Annotated in this window: 16 protein-coding genes; 10 read left to right on the top strand and 6 right to left on the bottom strand. The window is 61.2% G+C overall.

Translation table 11 applies throughout. The features are described 5' to 3' along the window. Positions 1-101 precede the first annotated feature (101 nt). Complete coding sequence (locus CQ019_RS05480) at positions 102-884, top strand: hypothetical protein (RefSeq protein WP_146112394.1); 783 nt, start codon at positions 102-104, stop codon at positions 882-884. Continuing rightward, on the top strand, positions 881-1,213 hold the full coding sequence (locus CQ019_RS05475) for a transcriptional regulator (RefSeq protein ID WP_096288777.1): 333 nt from the start codon (positions 881-883) through the stop codon (positions 1,211-1,213). Before CQ019_RS05480 ends, CQ019_RS05475 begins: the two co-directional genes overlap by 4 nt. 671 nt (positions 1,214-1,884) lie before the next feature. Here the strand turns inward: CQ019_RS05475 and CQ019_RS05470 are convergent. Genes CQ019_RS05470 through CQ019_RS05460 form a run of 3 tightly spaced genes read right to left on the bottom strand, consistent with a single transcriptional unit; the run spans position 1,885 to position 3,444 of the window. Beyond that, positions 1,885-2,796, bottom strand: a complete 912-nt coding sequence (locus CQ019_RS05470) for an SURF1 family protein (RefSeq protein WP_105552067.1) — start codon at positions 2,794-2,796, stop codon at positions 1,885-1,887. Next, positions 2,797-3,039: an acetone carboxylase gene (locus CQ019_RS05465; RefSeq protein ID WP_105552068.1), complete on the bottom strand. Its 243-nt coding sequence runs from the start codon at positions 3,037-3,039 to the stop codon at positions 2,797-2,799. After that, positions 3,040-3,444 (bottom strand): DUF3099 domain-containing protein, encoded by a 405-nt coding sequence (locus CQ019_RS05460; RefSeq protein ID WP_105569095.1) that lies wholly within the window; start codon positions 3,442-3,444, stop codon positions 3,040-3,042. A gap of 196 nt (positions 3,445-3,640) precedes the next feature. Here CQ019_RS05460 and CQ019_RS05455 point away from each other — a divergent pair, with 196 nt between their 5' ends. Continuing rightward, a complete protein-coding gene (locus CQ019_RS05455) occupies positions 3,641-4,375 on the top strand; it encodes a beta-ketoacyl-ACP reductase (protein WP_181148253.1) in 735 nt (244 codons plus the stop codon). A 41-nt stretch (positions 4,376-4,416) separates the two neighbouring features. Further along, the gene (locus CQ019_RS05450; protein WP_105552070.1) at positions 4,417-5,166 is read left to right on the top strand and encodes an SDR family oxidoreductase; all 750 of its coding nucleotides are present in this window, start codon (positions 4,417-4,419) and stop codon (positions 5,164-5,166) included. A 131-nt stretch (positions 5,167-5,297) separates the two neighbouring features. Here the strand turns inward: CQ019_RS05450 and CQ019_RS05445 are convergent, their stop codons facing one another. The 3 genes from CQ019_RS05445 to serB form a co-directional block, all read right to left on the bottom strand. Next, the gene (locus CQ019_RS05445; protein WP_105569094.1) at positions 5,298-6,092 is read right to left on the bottom strand and encodes a GNAT family N-acetyltransferase; all 795 of its coding nucleotides are present in this window, start codon (positions 6,090-6,092) and stop codon (positions 5,298-5,300) included. A gap of 76 nt (positions 6,093-6,168) precedes the next feature. Further along, a complete protein-coding gene (locus CQ019_RS05440) occupies positions 6,169-7,908 on the bottom strand; it encodes a VanW family protein (RefSeq protein ID WP_105569093.1) in 1,740 nt (579 codons plus the stop codon). 160 nt (positions 7,909-8,068) lie between these two features. After that, positions 8,069-8,992: a phosphoserine phosphatase SerB gene (gene serB, locus CQ019_RS05435; protein ID WP_105552073.1), complete on the bottom strand. Its 924-nt coding sequence runs from the start codon at positions 8,990-8,992 to the stop codon at positions 8,069-8,071. Between the two features lie 480 nt (positions 8,993-9,472). Here serB and CQ019_RS05430 point away from each other — a divergent pair, with 480 nt between their 5' ends. The 6 genes from CQ019_RS05430 (at position 9,473) to CQ019_RS05405 (ending at position 13,972) form a co-directional block, all read left to right on the top strand. Then, a complete protein-coding gene (locus CQ019_RS05430) occupies positions 9,473-10,264 on the top strand; it encodes an ABC transporter ATP-binding protein (protein WP_105552074.1) in 792 nt (263 codons plus the stop codon). A 14-nt stretch (positions 10,265-10,278) separates the two neighbouring features. Beyond that, entirely contained in the window at positions 10,279-11,085 is an 807-nt protein-coding gene (locus tag CQ019_RS05425; RefSeq protein WP_096284302.1) for a sulfite exporter TauE/SafE family protein, read from the top strand. After that, positions 11,078-11,917, top strand: a complete 840-nt coding sequence (locus CQ019_RS05420; RefSeq protein WP_258133862.1) for an RNA methyltransferase — start codon at positions 11,078-11,080, stop codon at positions 11,915-11,917. Before CQ019_RS05425 ends, CQ019_RS05420 begins: the two co-directional genes overlap by 8 nt. A 133-nt stretch (positions 11,918-12,050) precedes the next feature. Then, on the top strand, positions 12,051-12,308 hold the full coding sequence (locus tag CQ019_RS05415; RefSeq protein ID WP_096284304.1) for a type B 50S ribosomal protein L31: 258 nt from the start codon (positions 12,051-12,053) through the stop codon (positions 12,306-12,308). Positions 12,309-12,557: 249 nt separating this feature from the next. Further along, a complete protein-coding gene (locus CQ019_RS05410; RefSeq protein ID WP_146113324.1) occupies positions 12,558-13,067 on the top strand; it encodes a carboxymuconolactone decarboxylase family protein in 510 nt (169 codons plus the stop codon). A gap of 5 nt (positions 13,068-13,072) precedes the next feature. After that, positions 13,073-13,972, top strand: a complete 900-nt coding sequence (locus CQ019_RS05405; protein WP_181148252.1) for an RNA polymerase sigma-70 factor — start codon at positions 13,073-13,075, stop codon at positions 13,970-13,972. The last annotated feature ends 98 nt before the right edge of the window (positions 13,973-14,070 follow it).

The raw sequence follows: 14,070 nt of genomic DNA, 5'->3' as shown, positions 1-14,070 counted from the left end.
CTGCTGACGATGGTCTTGATGGGTGGCCGCACCCCGACCCGAAGACTGCCGCTCGAATGCTGGAGGAGGCCAAACGGGTAGATGCTCGCACACAGGAACTAGTGGCCCAGAACCTCCAGTCCGCCCGTAGCAAATGGAAACCGGCGGTGTTCTTTACATATATAGCAACTTTTCTGTTGGTATTTACCGGACCTCTAGGGCATCTTGGCATTTCGGATGCATACGCCGGGCGGCTATGTGCGACATTGCTAATCCTGCCCATGCTTATGTACACGTTATTGATTCAGGGTGCTAATCATCGGGAATCGGCCTCAGCAGTTATTGTGTTGAAAGGTCGCAAGTTGGTTAGTGTCTTATTCGCCGTCCTTTTATTTGCGGCATTGCCGACTGCAAGTATGTTGGGAATCGCCATACCGTGGTGGATGTGTCTTGTAACAGCAGCGCTCATAGTCTTACCGATGGCTGCGAGCACGTTGGCCGGGCGCCGGCGCACCGGGAACCAGGTGCAGCAGAGTCGCAGAGCATGGAATCTCGCGCCGCTGAACCTCCGTACTCGGCTTGGCACTCTCGCAGCGGCCCTCTACTTAGGAATCGCGATTTTCTCGCTCTATTTTTCCTGGTTCGCTCTCGCCCAGTTCGTAATGAGCATGTTAATGTTGGCGCTGGTCATTTTAGGTGCCTCCAACAGAGGATTGGTCAAACTCGGTGCCCACTGGAGAGATCAAGAGTGGTTCGCTTTCGGATTGTCGTTTTTCTTGTACCAGTTGTCCATGCTGGTCGCTATACGCACGACATGGGACTCTCCTGTAGTTGGAGTCGTAAGCGCGATCGTTGTTGCGCTTCCCATGGCTCTCGGCGCGTTACTTAGCAAGCAACGATCATGAGCGGCGGAGAGAATGAGAAACAGCATCCACGACACCAACTGGATGATGCTTTGCTCACACCAGTTCGGTTTTCGCTCATGGCCGCGGTGCGAGAAGACGCAGAATTCGATTTTGCAACATTGCGGGACATGATTGAAACAGAAGATTCAACCCTTAGCAAAGCAATCAGCTACCTGCAAAAAACTGGCTATGTTGTGCCGCGAAAAGGGTATGTCGCAAATAAACCACGTACTTGGGTGCGTGCGACTCCGGCAGGAACTGCCGCATTTAGGCGTCATCTCGCAGCGCTTCAAGAAATTGCAGCTGGGCACGGCGAAGATCTGAGCTAATTCAGCAGCAGTGGATCGTCCGTTATAAAATTGTTCGGTTCCAGCAGGTTCACAATCTAACTCGTCTGGCGTGCCGCACTCTCGGAATCGCATACAGTTTTCACCAATTGTAAGAACGTCAGTTGATCAGATGCGACCATCACGGTAGCTGATTCGTTGTTCAGAATCTCTAGCCACTGGATTTGGAGTAGCTTCACAATTTTGAACCTGTTCTGATGGTTACCCAATCGCCCCAACCGCAAATTAATGCAGGGGGGTATAGATTGGTCTCACCGCAGTACGGTTCAATCCGCTCAAGATAGGACAGCGCAAGCTGCCGGAACGACTGGTTCCGCACACAGCGCTCCGCGCCTTCCTGCGATTCAACAGATTCAACTGACTTGAACCGGCCGCCGAACCAACGTTTTGTAAATTATCGGTAGCCTTACGCAATCCCGGGCAAAATTTTCCAAGATATTCCGGGTCGCTAAATCACTGGCGAAATGGCTAGGGCACTGAGATGTCTCGTTGGAGCTCGGATACCAGCCTGCGATGTGGAGGCGATCCATGGACGCAAGCAGCAACCCGGGGGACTGATCCAATATGCCGACGCACCTCGCTTGGGGGCAGATTCTCAGCTGAAACAACTGACCCTAACCGAGCTCCGGTTAGGGTCTGAAGTTTTGCTGTACTCAGCGCGATTCGCTGGAGGAGCTGGCGTCGCGCGGTTCATCGAGCATCGCGTCCTCGTAGGCCTCGTCGGTCAGCGTGCCGTCGCGCCTGAACTTCTTCTCCTGCTTTGCGCGCAGCTTGCGCACCCGGTGCACCGGTTCGTCGAAGCCCAGTGCCTTCGCCTCGGCCAGCTCGGCGGCGTCTTCGGCGTTGATCTTTCGCTGTTGCTTCACTGCGTACCAGAAGCCGACGAAGGCAAGCACGCCGAAGGCGTACCACTGGTAGGAGTAGGACAGGTGCGGACCTTCATCGGTGTCTGGCTTGTCCAGCGCAAGCGGCGTCGTGGCCGGCGCCGGATCTTCCGCGTACATGATGCCGTAGGCGCCTTCGGCGATTGGGTAGCCAAGATCCGCGGCATAGCCCGGCAGGAAGATGGAAGCTAGCTGGCCCTCGGGGGCACCACGATCCAGTTTGACTTCGGTTGGCTTCAGCCGAGCCTCCAGCGTGACGGTGCCCGTTGGGGGAGCCGGGACCTCATCGGGGCGACCGTTTTCGGAGTTGCCGATGGGCAGGTAGCCGCGGTCGATAATGACCGTGGCGCCGGACTCGGTGCGGAAAGGCACCAGCACCTCATAGCCCGGACGGGCCGCCTTGATGCGGTTGCGCACGATACGTGTGTCCTCGGCGAGGTACTGGCCGGTGAGCTTCACCGTCATCCAGGTATCTTCTTCGGGCAGCGCGTCGAACTTGGACAGGGCCGCGTTCCCGGAGACCGGTTCGGCATCGTAGTTGTTGTTCACGTGGGTGATCGCGGTGAGCACCTCGGCGCGGCGATCTGCCTGCCATTTGCCAAGACCCGTGCAGGCTGCGGCGAAGATCACGACGAGCAGCAACCAGCCCACCCAGCGGGTGCTGGCCAAAAAACGGTACATTTACTGATTGGCTCCTTCGCCCATTGGCAGGGTTTCCTTATAGAGCAAGCGTTCCTTGAGGTAGGTCTCCAGCCATTCGCGATGCTCTTGGCAGGCCAACCAGATCTTGCGTCGTTCCGGGGTGTGGATTTTGGGGTTGTTCCACAAAAGCTGGTATTCGGCGGGCTGGCGGCATCCCTTGCGGGAGCACTGCACCGGGGCCGGGGCGGAATTTGCGCCGCCAAGCGAACCTAACAGATCCATTTACTGCTCCTTCGGAGTCTCGGTTGGCGGGGCCGGCTCTACGAGTGTGCCATCGATGATGACCACCTCTGGTTCCTCGGCCCCGGTGGCCTGGACCTTGTTTTCAAGCTGTTCCGGTTCGGTGCCCGTGTAGAACTCCGCCGGCGGCTCTCGCTTGGTCAGATCGGCACCTCCGTTGGCGATGACTACCGCGATATAGGGAAGAACGATCGCGCCGGCCAGCATGACCCAGCGTATCCAGCCTTCAAAAAAGAAAGCCAAGATGAAGCACACCATGCGCACGGTCATGGATATCGTGTATTTGCGCACACGCAGATCGCGCTCGGAGCTATGGGACTCGTGCGCTTCGGTAATGCGATGAACCGGCTGGTCCTTGGGACCGGGGTTCGAGTGCTGGTGTGACATGGCTTTCGAACTTCGCTCAACGGGGTTATTTCTGCCCCTATTCTCTCACTTGAGCCTGTGAGAACCGAATTTCTACATGCCGTCGAAGCGGTAATACTGCGTGGTAGCTAATAGGATTGTTCTCGGAGTAGCTACTGACCTAAGCAAAGTGCCTGATCCTTCGCCCGCAAATCGACGGCGTGCAGGAGATGCATGGATGGAGAAAACATTGAGCACGGATACCACCAACGGCCGCAGCGTACTGGTCACCGGCGGAAACCGCGGAATCGGCCTAGCCATTGCGCGTTCTTTCGAAGCTAACGGCGACAAGGTAGCGATCACCTACCGCAGTGGCGAGGTGCCTGCCGGGCTGCTGGGCGTGAAGGCGGATGTCACCGACGCGGAGTCGATCGACGCGGCCTTCAAAGAGGTCGAAGCGGCTCACGGCCCGGTCGAGGTGCTCGTCGCAAACGCCGGTGTTACCAAAGACACCCTCCTGTTGCGCATGAGCGAAGACGACTTCACCTCGGTGATCGATACGAACCTGACCGGCGCCTTCCGTGTGATCAAACGCGCAACCAAGGGCATGCTGCGCCTGAAGCGTGGGCGCATAGTGCTCATCTCCTCGGTGGTGGGGCTCTACGGCTCGCCGGGCCAGATCAACTACGCCGCGTCCAAGGCCGGGCTGGTGGGTATCGCCCGTTCGCTGACCCGCGAGCTGGGTTCGCGCAATATCACCGCCAACGTGGTCGCCCCGGGCTTCATCAATACCGAAATGACCGCCGTGCTTCCGGAAGAAACCCAGAAGTCGTACCTGCAGTCCATCCCGGCCAACCGCTTCGCCGAACCCGAAGAGGTTGCCAACGTGGTCCGCTGGGTTGCCAGCGACGAAGCGGCCTACATCTCCGGTGCCGTGATCCCGGTCGATGGCGGCTTGGGCATGGGCCACTAGAACTACCCCCAATCTTCAATCATCCTAAGGAGTAAGAAAAGTTGAGCGAATACAAGGGTGCAATTGTCACCGGTTCTTCCCGCGGCATCGGCGCTGTCACCGCACAGATCCTCGCAGAACAGGGTGTCGGCGTGGTGATCAACTACCGCGCTAAGGCGCCACGAGCCAACAAGATCGTGAGCACCATCGAGGAAAAGGGCGGCAAGGCTGTCGCCGTCGGCTCGGACCTCACCACCGTCGAGGGCCCGCAGGCCCTGGTCGACGCAGCGGTCGAAAACTTCGGTTCCCTCGACGTGCTGGTGCTGAACGCCTCCGGCGGCATGGAAACCTCCATGGGGGAGAACTACGCGCTGCGCTTGAACCGTGACGCGCAGGTCGCAATGCTCGAGGCGGCCCTGCCAAAGCTGAGCGAGGGCGGCCGCGTGGTCTTCGTGACCAGCCACCAGGCGCACTTCATCAAGCAGGTCTCCACCATGGATGCCTACGACCAGGTCGCGCAGTCCAAGCGTGCGGGTGAAGACGCCTTGCGCGAGTTCATCCCGAAGCTGGCCGAGAAGAATATCGACTTCGTTGTCGTCTCCGGCGACATGATCGAGGGCACCATCACCGCGACCTTGCTCAACCGCGTAGAACCAGGCGCCATCGAGGCCCGCCGCGAGGCCGCCGGCAAGCTGTACTCCGTCGAGGAGTTCGGCGCCGAGGTTGCCAAGATGGTCTTCGCCGAGGTGGAAACCGGTCACACCGAGTACGTTGGCGGCGCCGAGGACTTCCTGAAGCAGGCAGGCCAGTAACTACCTGCTGATCAGCTGATCAACTCCAAAGCCTGTTGCCCGCCCCCAGAGTTGGGGGCGGGCAACAGGCTTTTTAAGCATCCGATCGAGGGGCGTGCCGTCGGGGCTGGCCTGCGAAGAATCCGCTGAGGTTAGCGTGTCCACTGATAGGGGGTGGTTGCGGAGACCTTCAGCAGACCATAGCGTTCGAGGATGGGACGGGAGTACTCGGTAGAGTCGCTATGGATCAGCGTTTTGCCCAACTTCAGCGCGGAGCGGGCCCGAGCAGCCGTCAGCGCACGGTAGATCCCGCTTCCGCGCCATTGCTCAAGGGTTCCGCCGCCCCAGATGCCTGCAAATTGCGTTCCGGGAACGGGTTCAAGCCTTCCGGCACTGACGATCTGCCCATTGGCTTCGGCAACCCAGAGTTCCATCCCGTCATCGGTGGCCAGGCGCTGCAACACCGCCTCGGCGTGATGCTCCGACACCGGATCGCCGAAGGCCTCATCCTGCATCGCACACATCGCGCGCACTTCTGTCGCGGTTGAAACTTGGCGCAGCCGAACGCCTGCCGGCAACTCGACGTCCACCGCGAGATCCGCTGCCGGCCCAATCATGATGGACTCGGATTCTTCGGCAACGAATCCATGGGCTAGCAACTCGTCGTGCAGTCCGGGTGCATGATCGTGACCGCGCGTCTTCCACTCAACCCGGGTGATCTCGGGCGCTAGTTCGTAGTGGGCCAATGCCTCGCCAACTAGGCTGGAAAGATCAATCCCGCTGGCCCGGTCAACGTGCGGGTAGGTGATGAACCCTCGGCCCTCCGCGAAGCTCACCAGGCGCAGTGGACCGAGCCGTGCCACGTTGAGCGCGCTCGGCGTTTCTGCATCGGTGCGAAGCTGCTCGTCGTATAAACCAAGAAATTCTGCGGCCAATGCTGTGCCCATGGTTGGTTCCCGCCTGCCGGATGGATCAAAAGGGCGCCTCCTGAATAATCAGAAGGCGCCCTGGGAAGTTGTGCGGTTACGGCTTCTCGCCGCAGACCACCTTGTGCCATGGCTGGTAGGTCCAGCTCTTGACATCCGGTGGCAGGGTTTTCGAACCGTCAACCGTCGTGCGATTGCGCGTGATGTCGATGGTGAAGCCCTTCTGCCCGCCGCTTTCGGAAACACATTCCTTGGCGGTGTTGTACTTGGTCTCCGGGTTCGTCTGGTTGTACTTGCCCGAGCTCTTCTGCGAGACCTTCCAATAATCGGTGCTCCACAGCCGAGTGTGCACCCGGTCCCCGGATACCCAGGCCTGGATCATCACACCATAGGGGGAGTTGTTCTTCCAGATCATGTCGACCGAGCCTTCCCACAGGGTGGCTTCGCGCCCGGCCGGGTAGCGTTCGAACCAGCGGGAGTGCGGCTTGTGGGTGACGTCGTCGTAGCCGGCAAGGAAGCCGACGTTGTACAACTGGGTAGAGATCTGCGACAGGCCGCCGCCAACTGCTTCAGTGGAGAAGCCGTCGACCACCACACCGGAACCGAAGTAGCCGTTGGCCACGGTGATTGGGCCCAGGGCCTCGAGCAGCGAGAAGTTCTCCCCGGGCTCGATCACGGTTCCGTTGATGCGTGCCGAGCCCGCACGCAGGTTCTTGGTGCGGACCGTGTCATTGGCCGGGTAGGGGGTCGAGAATTCGACGATCTCTTCCTTGATGCCCAGCTTCTTGGCGTCTTCGGTGGTGAAGTCGGCTTCCGAAGCACTCAGCACCACCTTTGCGGTGCGTTCCTTGGTTTCGGTCGCGGCCAGTACCTTGGCACCGAGGCCCTTGGTCTCGAGCGCGACACCGGGCACCGATTTCTTGATGGTGGGCTTGCCGTTTGCCAGCGTGATGCGGGCGTTCTTGGCCGTGCTGCTCAGCTCGGAATTCTTGGTCGCCGCGTTGAAAAGCTTCTTGTCGTCCAGGGTGATGGCCGGGGCGCCGTCCTTCGGCGTGTAGCTGGCCGCGGCGGCGATCGAAGCGGTCGAAATGTCGACCTTCTTCTGATCTGAGGTCAAGGTGACCTTGTCCTTGAGCAAGGACTTCACCTGGTCGTCATAGAAGGACTGCAAGGCATCGGGGGAAATCTCCGGCTTGGTGACCTCGCTGGGCAGCTCAATCCCGGCTGCGCCGATGCGCCATTCTTCGCTCAGCAAGCTGGCGGCCTCATCTTGCTTCAACACGACGCCAACAACGGGCGCGACGAGCGTTGCCTTGCCCTCGGCGAAGGTGATATCTCCCTCGGCGACCTCGGCGTTTGCCTTCTTGGCCAGCGCCTGAAGTTCGGTGTTGAGCTTGTCGTTGGCTACGTCGATGCTCGCGGTGGCGGTGTATTTGCCGGTTAAGCGATCGAGCAGATCGGCCGGGTTTGCTTCGTATCCGGTCAGGTCCGCGACCGTGTCATCGATGTTGAGCGTCAGCCCCGCCTTGGCCGGATCAATTTTGTAGCTCTGGGCATTTACCAGGACCTCGAAGGGCTCCGCCGCCAAGGGCGCCACGGATTCACTCAGGGCAGCTCGTGCTTCGTCCTGGCTCATCGAACCGATGTTCACCCCGGCGATGCTCGTATTAGCCGGGATCTGGGCGCTCACGAAGGCTGCACCGCCGAAATAGAGCGCCGCCGCAGCCACCACGCACGAACCGGTAATGATCCAGGGCTTGGCCTTGCTCTTGGCCTTGCCCTTGGAACCGTTGCGAGCGGAGGGTGAGGATGAACTGTCCGGGGAGGGAGTCTGCACTTGTCTGTTAGCTCTTTCGAAAAGCGATTGGGGTCGGGCACGGTACGTGAATTATTACTTCCAAGTACGGCAATGCACCAAAAGAAATACTAACGGGTGGAGCAACCGACACGCGGTGTTGTGTGAGCAATCGCCTGAATTGTTATCGAGTTGTTGGATTTCAGGCCGCCAGGTCATCCAATACTAGGTCGGCGATCACATCCAGGCGGCCAAAATCGATGCGCGCGCCCGCTTGCTCACGCAGCGCCGGCTTCGCGTTGAAGGCTACACCCAGTCCTGCGGCGTTGACCATGTCCAAATCGTTGGCACCGTCCCCGGCGGCGATGGTTGCCTCCATGCCGATGCCGTGTTCGGCCGCCCAGGCGCGCAGCATCTTTTCCTTCATGGCGCGATCCACGATCTGGCCATGCACGGTGCCGTCGAGCAGACCCGCGGTGATGCCCAGGGTATTTGCCAGCGCGTGATCCAGCTTGAGCTCTGCCGCCAAGGGGTCCAGGATCTGCTGGAATCCGCCGGAGACCACGCCGACCAGGTGCCCGGCTGCATGGAAGCGCTGCACCAGTTCGCGTGCGCCGTCGGAGTAGACCACGCGCGCAATGACTTCGCTCAAGACGGTTTCCGGCAGGTCTTTGAGTGTGGCCACACGCTGAACCAGCGATTGGGCGAAGTCCAATTCCCCGCGCATCGCAGCTTCGGTGACCGCGGCGACCTCCTCCTCGCGCCCGGCATGGGCCGCAAGCAATTCGATGACTTCCTGCTTGATCAGGGTTGAATCGACATCCATCAGCAGCAGCATGCGCGGCGCATCGGTCAGCGCGGAATCCACCACGGTCACGCATGCGTCCGCAGCAGCAAGCGCACCGGTTGCGACGTAGGCGTCAAAGGCCTCTTGCGCCGCGATTCGCAATGCGGTCGAATCAGCATTCTCGATGCGCACCCTAGCCACCATGCGCTCGGCTGAATGCTGCACGCTCAATGCGGCGTCGGCGGCGAGGGGCAGGGCCTTGCCCACATGGTCGATGAGCGAATCGAAAGTTTCGCGGGGTAGTGCCGGTCGGGAGACGAGGGTCAAAGTTGAAGCCATGAAACTATTTTCGTCTCTGGAGCCAAGTACGACCAAACATGACGATCGGTTCCTTTCCGCTGGCGGTAGAGCCAATGCACTTGTACACGTTGGTTCAATGAGTTTCGGATGGCCAATGTGCCAGCAGGCCTGATGGACGCGAGCGATCCGTTGCCGGGATTACCCAGCTCGGCGCGCACCACCTGCTCGGGTGAGTCTGGTTTCTTGTCCTTGACCACCGAGCGAGAGAGGATTTCCGCAGCAGGATTCGGCTCACCGATGCCGAAAGCGAGAAACTGCCCGGTGCCGGGTTAGCTTCTCGCCGCGCACTCAGCGGGAAGCCTGCCGGTGATCCGCCTCCTTGGCGAGCGGGGTACCCGCCACGGCTAGACTGCTATTCGGCGCTCGGCCGGTCCACCACGGGCTGTGGAGTCATATTGCACAGCTGCAGCGGTGTTTTCAATTAGTGAATCAGAGAACGAAAGTCTAGGCTTAAAAACCATGAGCGAAGTGCTAACTTTCAACGATGTCAGCGTGGTGCGCGGGGGTAAAGACCTGCTCAACGACGTGTCCTGGGAAGTCACAGAAGGCCAGCGGTGGATTGTGCTGGGCCCCAATGGCGCCGGCAAGTCAACCCTGATGAACATTGCAGCCACCCGTCTGCATCCCTCCCGCGGCACCGCGGGCATTTTGGGCGAAACCATGGGCAAGGTCGACGTTTTCGAACTGCGGCCGCTGATCGGCTTGAGCTCGGCACTGGTCGCCAACGCTATTCCCGGCAACGAGACAGCGCTGAATGTGGTCCTCACCGCCGCGTACGGGATGACCGGGCGTTGGCGCGAGAAGTACGAACGCCTCGACGAACGCCGGGCCTTCTCGATGCTCCACCAGTGGGGCATGTCCACCTTCATGAACCAGCCATTCGGCAAGCTATCCGAAGGCGAGCGCAAGCGCGTACTCATCGCCCGTGCGCTGATGACCGACCCGGAACTGCTGATTCTCGACGAACCAGCCGCAGGCCTGGATCTTGCCGGGCGCGAAGAACTGGTGACCAAGCTCACCGAGCTGGCCGCCGATGAAGACTCCCCGGCCCTGGTGCTGGTGACCCACCACCTCGAGGAAATACCGCCTGGCTTCACCCACATCTTGATGCTCAAGGACGGCGAAGTGGTCGCCTCGGGCGAAATCGCCTCCACCCTGACCGAGGAAAACCTCAAGGCAACCTACGGGATGGAGCTGAGCATGCGCGAAGACGCCGGCCGCTACTCCGCCGTCGCGCGCCGCCAAGGCTAAGGACGCGCTGAACTGTGATCGAATTTTGGCGTGAAGCGTTAATCCTGCTCGGCGGCCTGTGGGCGGGAACCATCAACACGGTGGTGGGGTCGGGCACGCTGGTGACCTTCCCCATCCTGGTCGCATTGGGAATCACCCCGGTCAACGCGGTGGTCTCCAACGCCATGGGCCTGATCGCCGGAGGCTTCTCCGGCGCCTGGGGCTACCGCCGCGAAGCGGCCAGCGTGAAGAAGACCCTGCTGAAACTGGTGCCGGTCTCCCTGATCGGCGGACTGATCGGTTCGCTGCTGCTGCTGAACCTGCCCGAATCGGTGTTCGGTGTGGTCGCCCCGGTGCTGCTGCTCTGCGCCTTGGTGCTGGTCATCTACCAGCCGAAGCTCGCCGCCTGGGCCAAAACCCGGCAAGCGCAGCGCGGCGGAAGCGACCCGGACGACGCGGACCGCGCGAAGATCCCGTTGATCCTCTACGTGCTGGTCTTTGTCATCGGCGTCTACGGCGGATACTTCACCGCCGCCCAGGGCGTGCTGCTCATGGCGGTCTTCGGCGTCTTCCTGCAAGCTTCCCTGCAGCAGTCCAACGCCATCAAGGTGATCCTTTCGCTGCTCGTCAACCTGGTCGCGGCCGGGATTTACCTGCTGATCGCACCGGAACGCATCCACTGGCTGATCGTCCTGCTGATCGCCGTCGGCTCGCTGATCGGCGGGTTCATCGGCGCGAAGGTGGGACGCAAGCTCTCCCCGGGATGGCTGCGCCTGGTCATCGTCATCCTCGGCGTCGTCGCCTTGGCGAATATGCTCTACAAGCTGGTAGCCGGTGCCTGACATCACCAACCCCGAACGCATCCTGCGGGTCGAGGATCTGCATGAGGATGCGCGTTTGGACGAATACCTGCGCCTTTCCGAAGCCCATCTGCGCATGCGCACCGACGTGGAAAACGGCCTGTACATCGCCGAAAGCACCACGGTGGTCACCCGCGCCATCAACGCCGGCCACGTGCCGCGCAGCTTCCTGCTGGCCGAAAAGCACCTGGACCAGCTGGCCGAAGAGTTCGAACGCTTCCCCGAGGTGCCGATCTTCATCGGCAACGACCGGCAGCTGCAGGACCTGGTCGGCTTCCACCTGCACCGCGGCGCGATGGCCTCGATGAACCGTCCGGCACCGCTGGACCTGGGCCAGGTGCTCACCGCTAGCTCGCGGATCGCGATCCTCGAAGACATCGCCGACCACACCAATCTCGGCGCGATCCTGCGATCGGCCTCCGGACTGGGCGTCGACGCGGTGCTGATCACCCCGAAATGCGTAGACCCCTGGTATCGGCGCAGCGCGCGCGTGTCCATGGGCACCGTCTTCGACCTGCCCTGGGTGCGGCTGAACTCCTGGCCAGAGGATATCGCGATCCTCAAGGACCATGGCTACACGATGCTGGCCATGGAACTGACCGAGGACGCGGTGGCGCTCAACGAGGTCGAGATGACCGAAGGAAAGAAATTTGCGATGATCCTGGGCAACGAAGGCAGGGGAGTGGCAGAGCAGACCCTGGCCTTGGTTGACCAGGCGGTGATGATCCCGATGCGCCGCGAAGTCTCCTCGCTGAACGTCGGCGCGGCCAGCGCCATTGCCTTCTGGCACCTGTGCTCCGCGCCACGCGATTGAGTTTCGCAGAACTTGGTTTTGTGGGATAGGATGGAATGTCTGTGTATCGACCCTGGTCGAGGTCGCAGGCTAATTTTCCGAGCAAGTAGCTGCTGGCAAAATCCAGTGGCCATAAACCAAAAGGTGTATAGCTATGAAGGCTGATATTCATCCACAGTACGGTCCAGTTGTCTTCAACGACCTGGCTTCCGGCGAGCAGTTCCTGACCCGTTCGACCCGTTCGTCGGACAAGACCATCGAGTGGGCAGATGGCAACACCTACCCAGTGATCGACGTCGAAATTTCGGCTGCATCGCACCCGTTCTACACCGGTAAGCAGCGCATCATGGACACCGCTGGCCGTGTCGAGCGCTTCAACGCCCGCTTCAAGGGCTTCGGCGGCAAGAAGTAATTCTTCGCCCCTCGCAAGCTTAAAACGGCGCGATTCCAGTTTGACTGGAATCGCGCCGTTTGCTTTTTAACCGGCAGCACACCGCCGGTCGATTGGCCTGCGCAACCGAGGTGTCACAGATCGGGCGCGGGCGGTGTCTTCATGTCATAGGACCCAGAACCGACCCGCAGGAGGAGTCATGACCAGCAGAATCCGGCCACAGAAATCACCGGTCTCTACGGTGCACTCATCAAGAAATTCAGCGCGAAGATGTTCGGCAAAGTCCCGGAATCCCTGGGCGTGATGTGGCACAACAAGCCCGTGCTCAAGGCATCCATGGGCATCGGGCAGAAGGTGCAGAAGTGGGACAGCTGCGATGAGTCGCTGAAGTCTTACGCCCATATGGCCGTGGCCTCTTTCATCGGCTGCACGTGGTGCCTGGACTACAATTACTTCATGGCGCACAACCACGGCCTGGACCTGGACAAGGCCCGGCAGATCCCGTGCTGGCGCGAGTCCGAGGTCTTCACCCCGCTGGAGCGCGACGTCCTGGAGTATGCAGAGGCCATGAGCGCCACGCCCGTCTCGGTGACCGACGAACTCTCGGCACGGCTGCTCGAGCAATTGGGCGCGCCGGCGCTAGTCGAACTGACCAGCGTCATCGGCTTCGCCAACCTCACCACCCGCAGCAACGTCGCCCTCGGCATCGAATCCGAGGGATTCGCCGATTCCTGCGGGCTGAAACCGCTCGCGGAGCGCGGCGGCCGCGGAGTAGCATAGGCGGCATGAGCAACCTCGGCGCCGCTGACCTGCAGGATCCGTTCCTCGTGCACCGCGGCCTGCTCTTCACCGTCGCCTACGAGATGCTCGGCTCCGCGGCGGATGCCGAGGACGTGGTGCAGGAAGCCTGGCTCCGTTGGGCTGAACTGGACCCCGGCGTCCGCGCGGCCGTCCGCGACCCGCGGGCCTACCTCGTGCGCACCGTCAGCCGCCAGGCGCTCAACCGCCTGCGCACGCTGTCCAGGCGGCGGGAGGACTACGTCGGGCAATGGCTGCCCGAGCCCCTGCTCACCGTGCCGGATGTCGCCGAGGACGTGGAGCTGGCCGAAAGCGTCTCGATCGCCATGCTCACCATCCTCGAATCGCTCGCCCCCGTGGAGCGTGCGGTATTCGTGCTGCGCGAAGTCTTCGACGTGCCTTACGCGGAAATTGCCGAGTCCGTGGGCAAGTCGGCGGCCGCCGTGCGCCAGATCGTCAGCCGTGCACGCTCTCATGTGGCCGCCCGGCGCCCCCGCATGCGCGTGGATCGCAGCGAGCAGCGGGAAGTCGTGGAAAGCTTCCTGGCGGCGGTCACCACCGGGGATGTGCAGGGGCTGATGGACGTGCTGGCCCCCGAGGTCATACTCATCGCCGACGGCGGCGGCGTCGCCCAGGCCGTTCGGGTGCCGGTGTACGGTGCGAAGAAGGTGACCAATCTGCTGCGGCTCTTCCCGGAGGCCGCGCAAAACCCGAAGATCGTGCTTCTCTGGCTCAACGGGGCCCTGGGCATCCGCATCGACGATGAAGCAGGCGGTCCCTCACTCATAAGCCTGGTGGTGGAGGAAGGCAGGGTCGCACGGATTTTCGCCATGCGGAATCCGGACAAGCTCGGCCGCGTGGAGGCGGAGACCCGGCTGGAGCGCTAGCCGCTGAATAGCCGCGGTGATCGCCGCCGGCAAGGAGCAACTAGTCACCCCTCGCGCCCTTTGCGCTTTAACTCCCCTCCAGCCTCAGACGATAGAAT

The sequence above is a fragment of the Arthrobacter sp. MYb229 genome (assembly GCF_002975405.1).
Taxonomy (GTDB): domain Bacteria; phylum Actinomycetota; class Actinomycetes; order Actinomycetales; family Micrococcaceae; genus Glutamicibacter.
Note: the sequence above shows the minus strand (reverse complement) of the source record. Positions and strands in the feature narration are given on the sequence as shown.

What these genes read in the sequence shown, in the direction of transcription:
- CQ019_RS05475 (WP_096288777.1), top strand. Translation starts at nt 881, where the DNA reads ATGAGCGGCGGAGAGAATGAGAAACAGCATCCACGACACCAACTGGAT.
- CQ019_RS05470 (WP_105552067.1), bottom strand. Translation starts at nt 2,796, where the DNA reads ATGTACCGTTTTTTGGCCAGCACCCGCTGGGTGGGCTGGTTGCTGCTC.
- CQ019_RS05465 (WP_105552068.1), bottom strand. Translation starts at nt 3,039, where the DNA reads ATGGATCTGTTAGGTTCGCTTGGCGGCGCAAATTCCGCCCCGGCCCCG.
- CQ019_RS05460 (WP_105569095.1), bottom strand. Translation starts at nt 3,444, where the DNA reads ATGTCACACCAGCACTCGAACCCCGGTCCCAAGGACCAGCCGGTTCAT.
- CQ019_RS05455 (WP_181148253.1), top strand. Translation starts at nt 3,641, where the DNA reads ATGGAGAAAACATTGAGCACGGATACCACCAACGGCCGCAGCGTACTG.
- CQ019_RS05445 (WP_105569094.1), bottom strand. Translation starts at nt 6,092, where the DNA reads ATGGGCACAGCATTGGCCGCAGAATTTCTTGGTTTATACGACGAGCAG.
- serB (WP_105552073.1), bottom strand. Translation starts at nt 8,992, where the DNA reads ATGGCTTCAACTTTGACCCTCGTCTCCCGACCGGCACTACCCCGCGAA.
- CQ019_RS05430 (WP_105552074.1), top strand. Translation starts at nt 9,473, where the DNA reads ATGAGCGAAGTGCTAACTTTCAACGATGTCAGCGTGGTGCGCGGGGGT.
- CQ019_RS05415 (WP_096284304.1), top strand. Translation starts at nt 12,051, where the DNA reads ATGAAGGCTGATATTCATCCACAGTACGGTCCAGTTGTCTTCAACGAC.
- CQ019_RS05410 (WP_146113324.1), top strand. Translation starts at nt 12,558, where the DNA reads ATGTTCGGCAAAGTCCCGGAATCCCTGGGCGTGATGTGGCACAACAAG.
- CQ019_RS05405 (WP_181148252.1), top strand. Translation starts at nt 13,073, where the DNA reads ATGAGCAACCTCGGCGCCGCTGACCTGCAGGATCCGTTCCTCGTGCAC.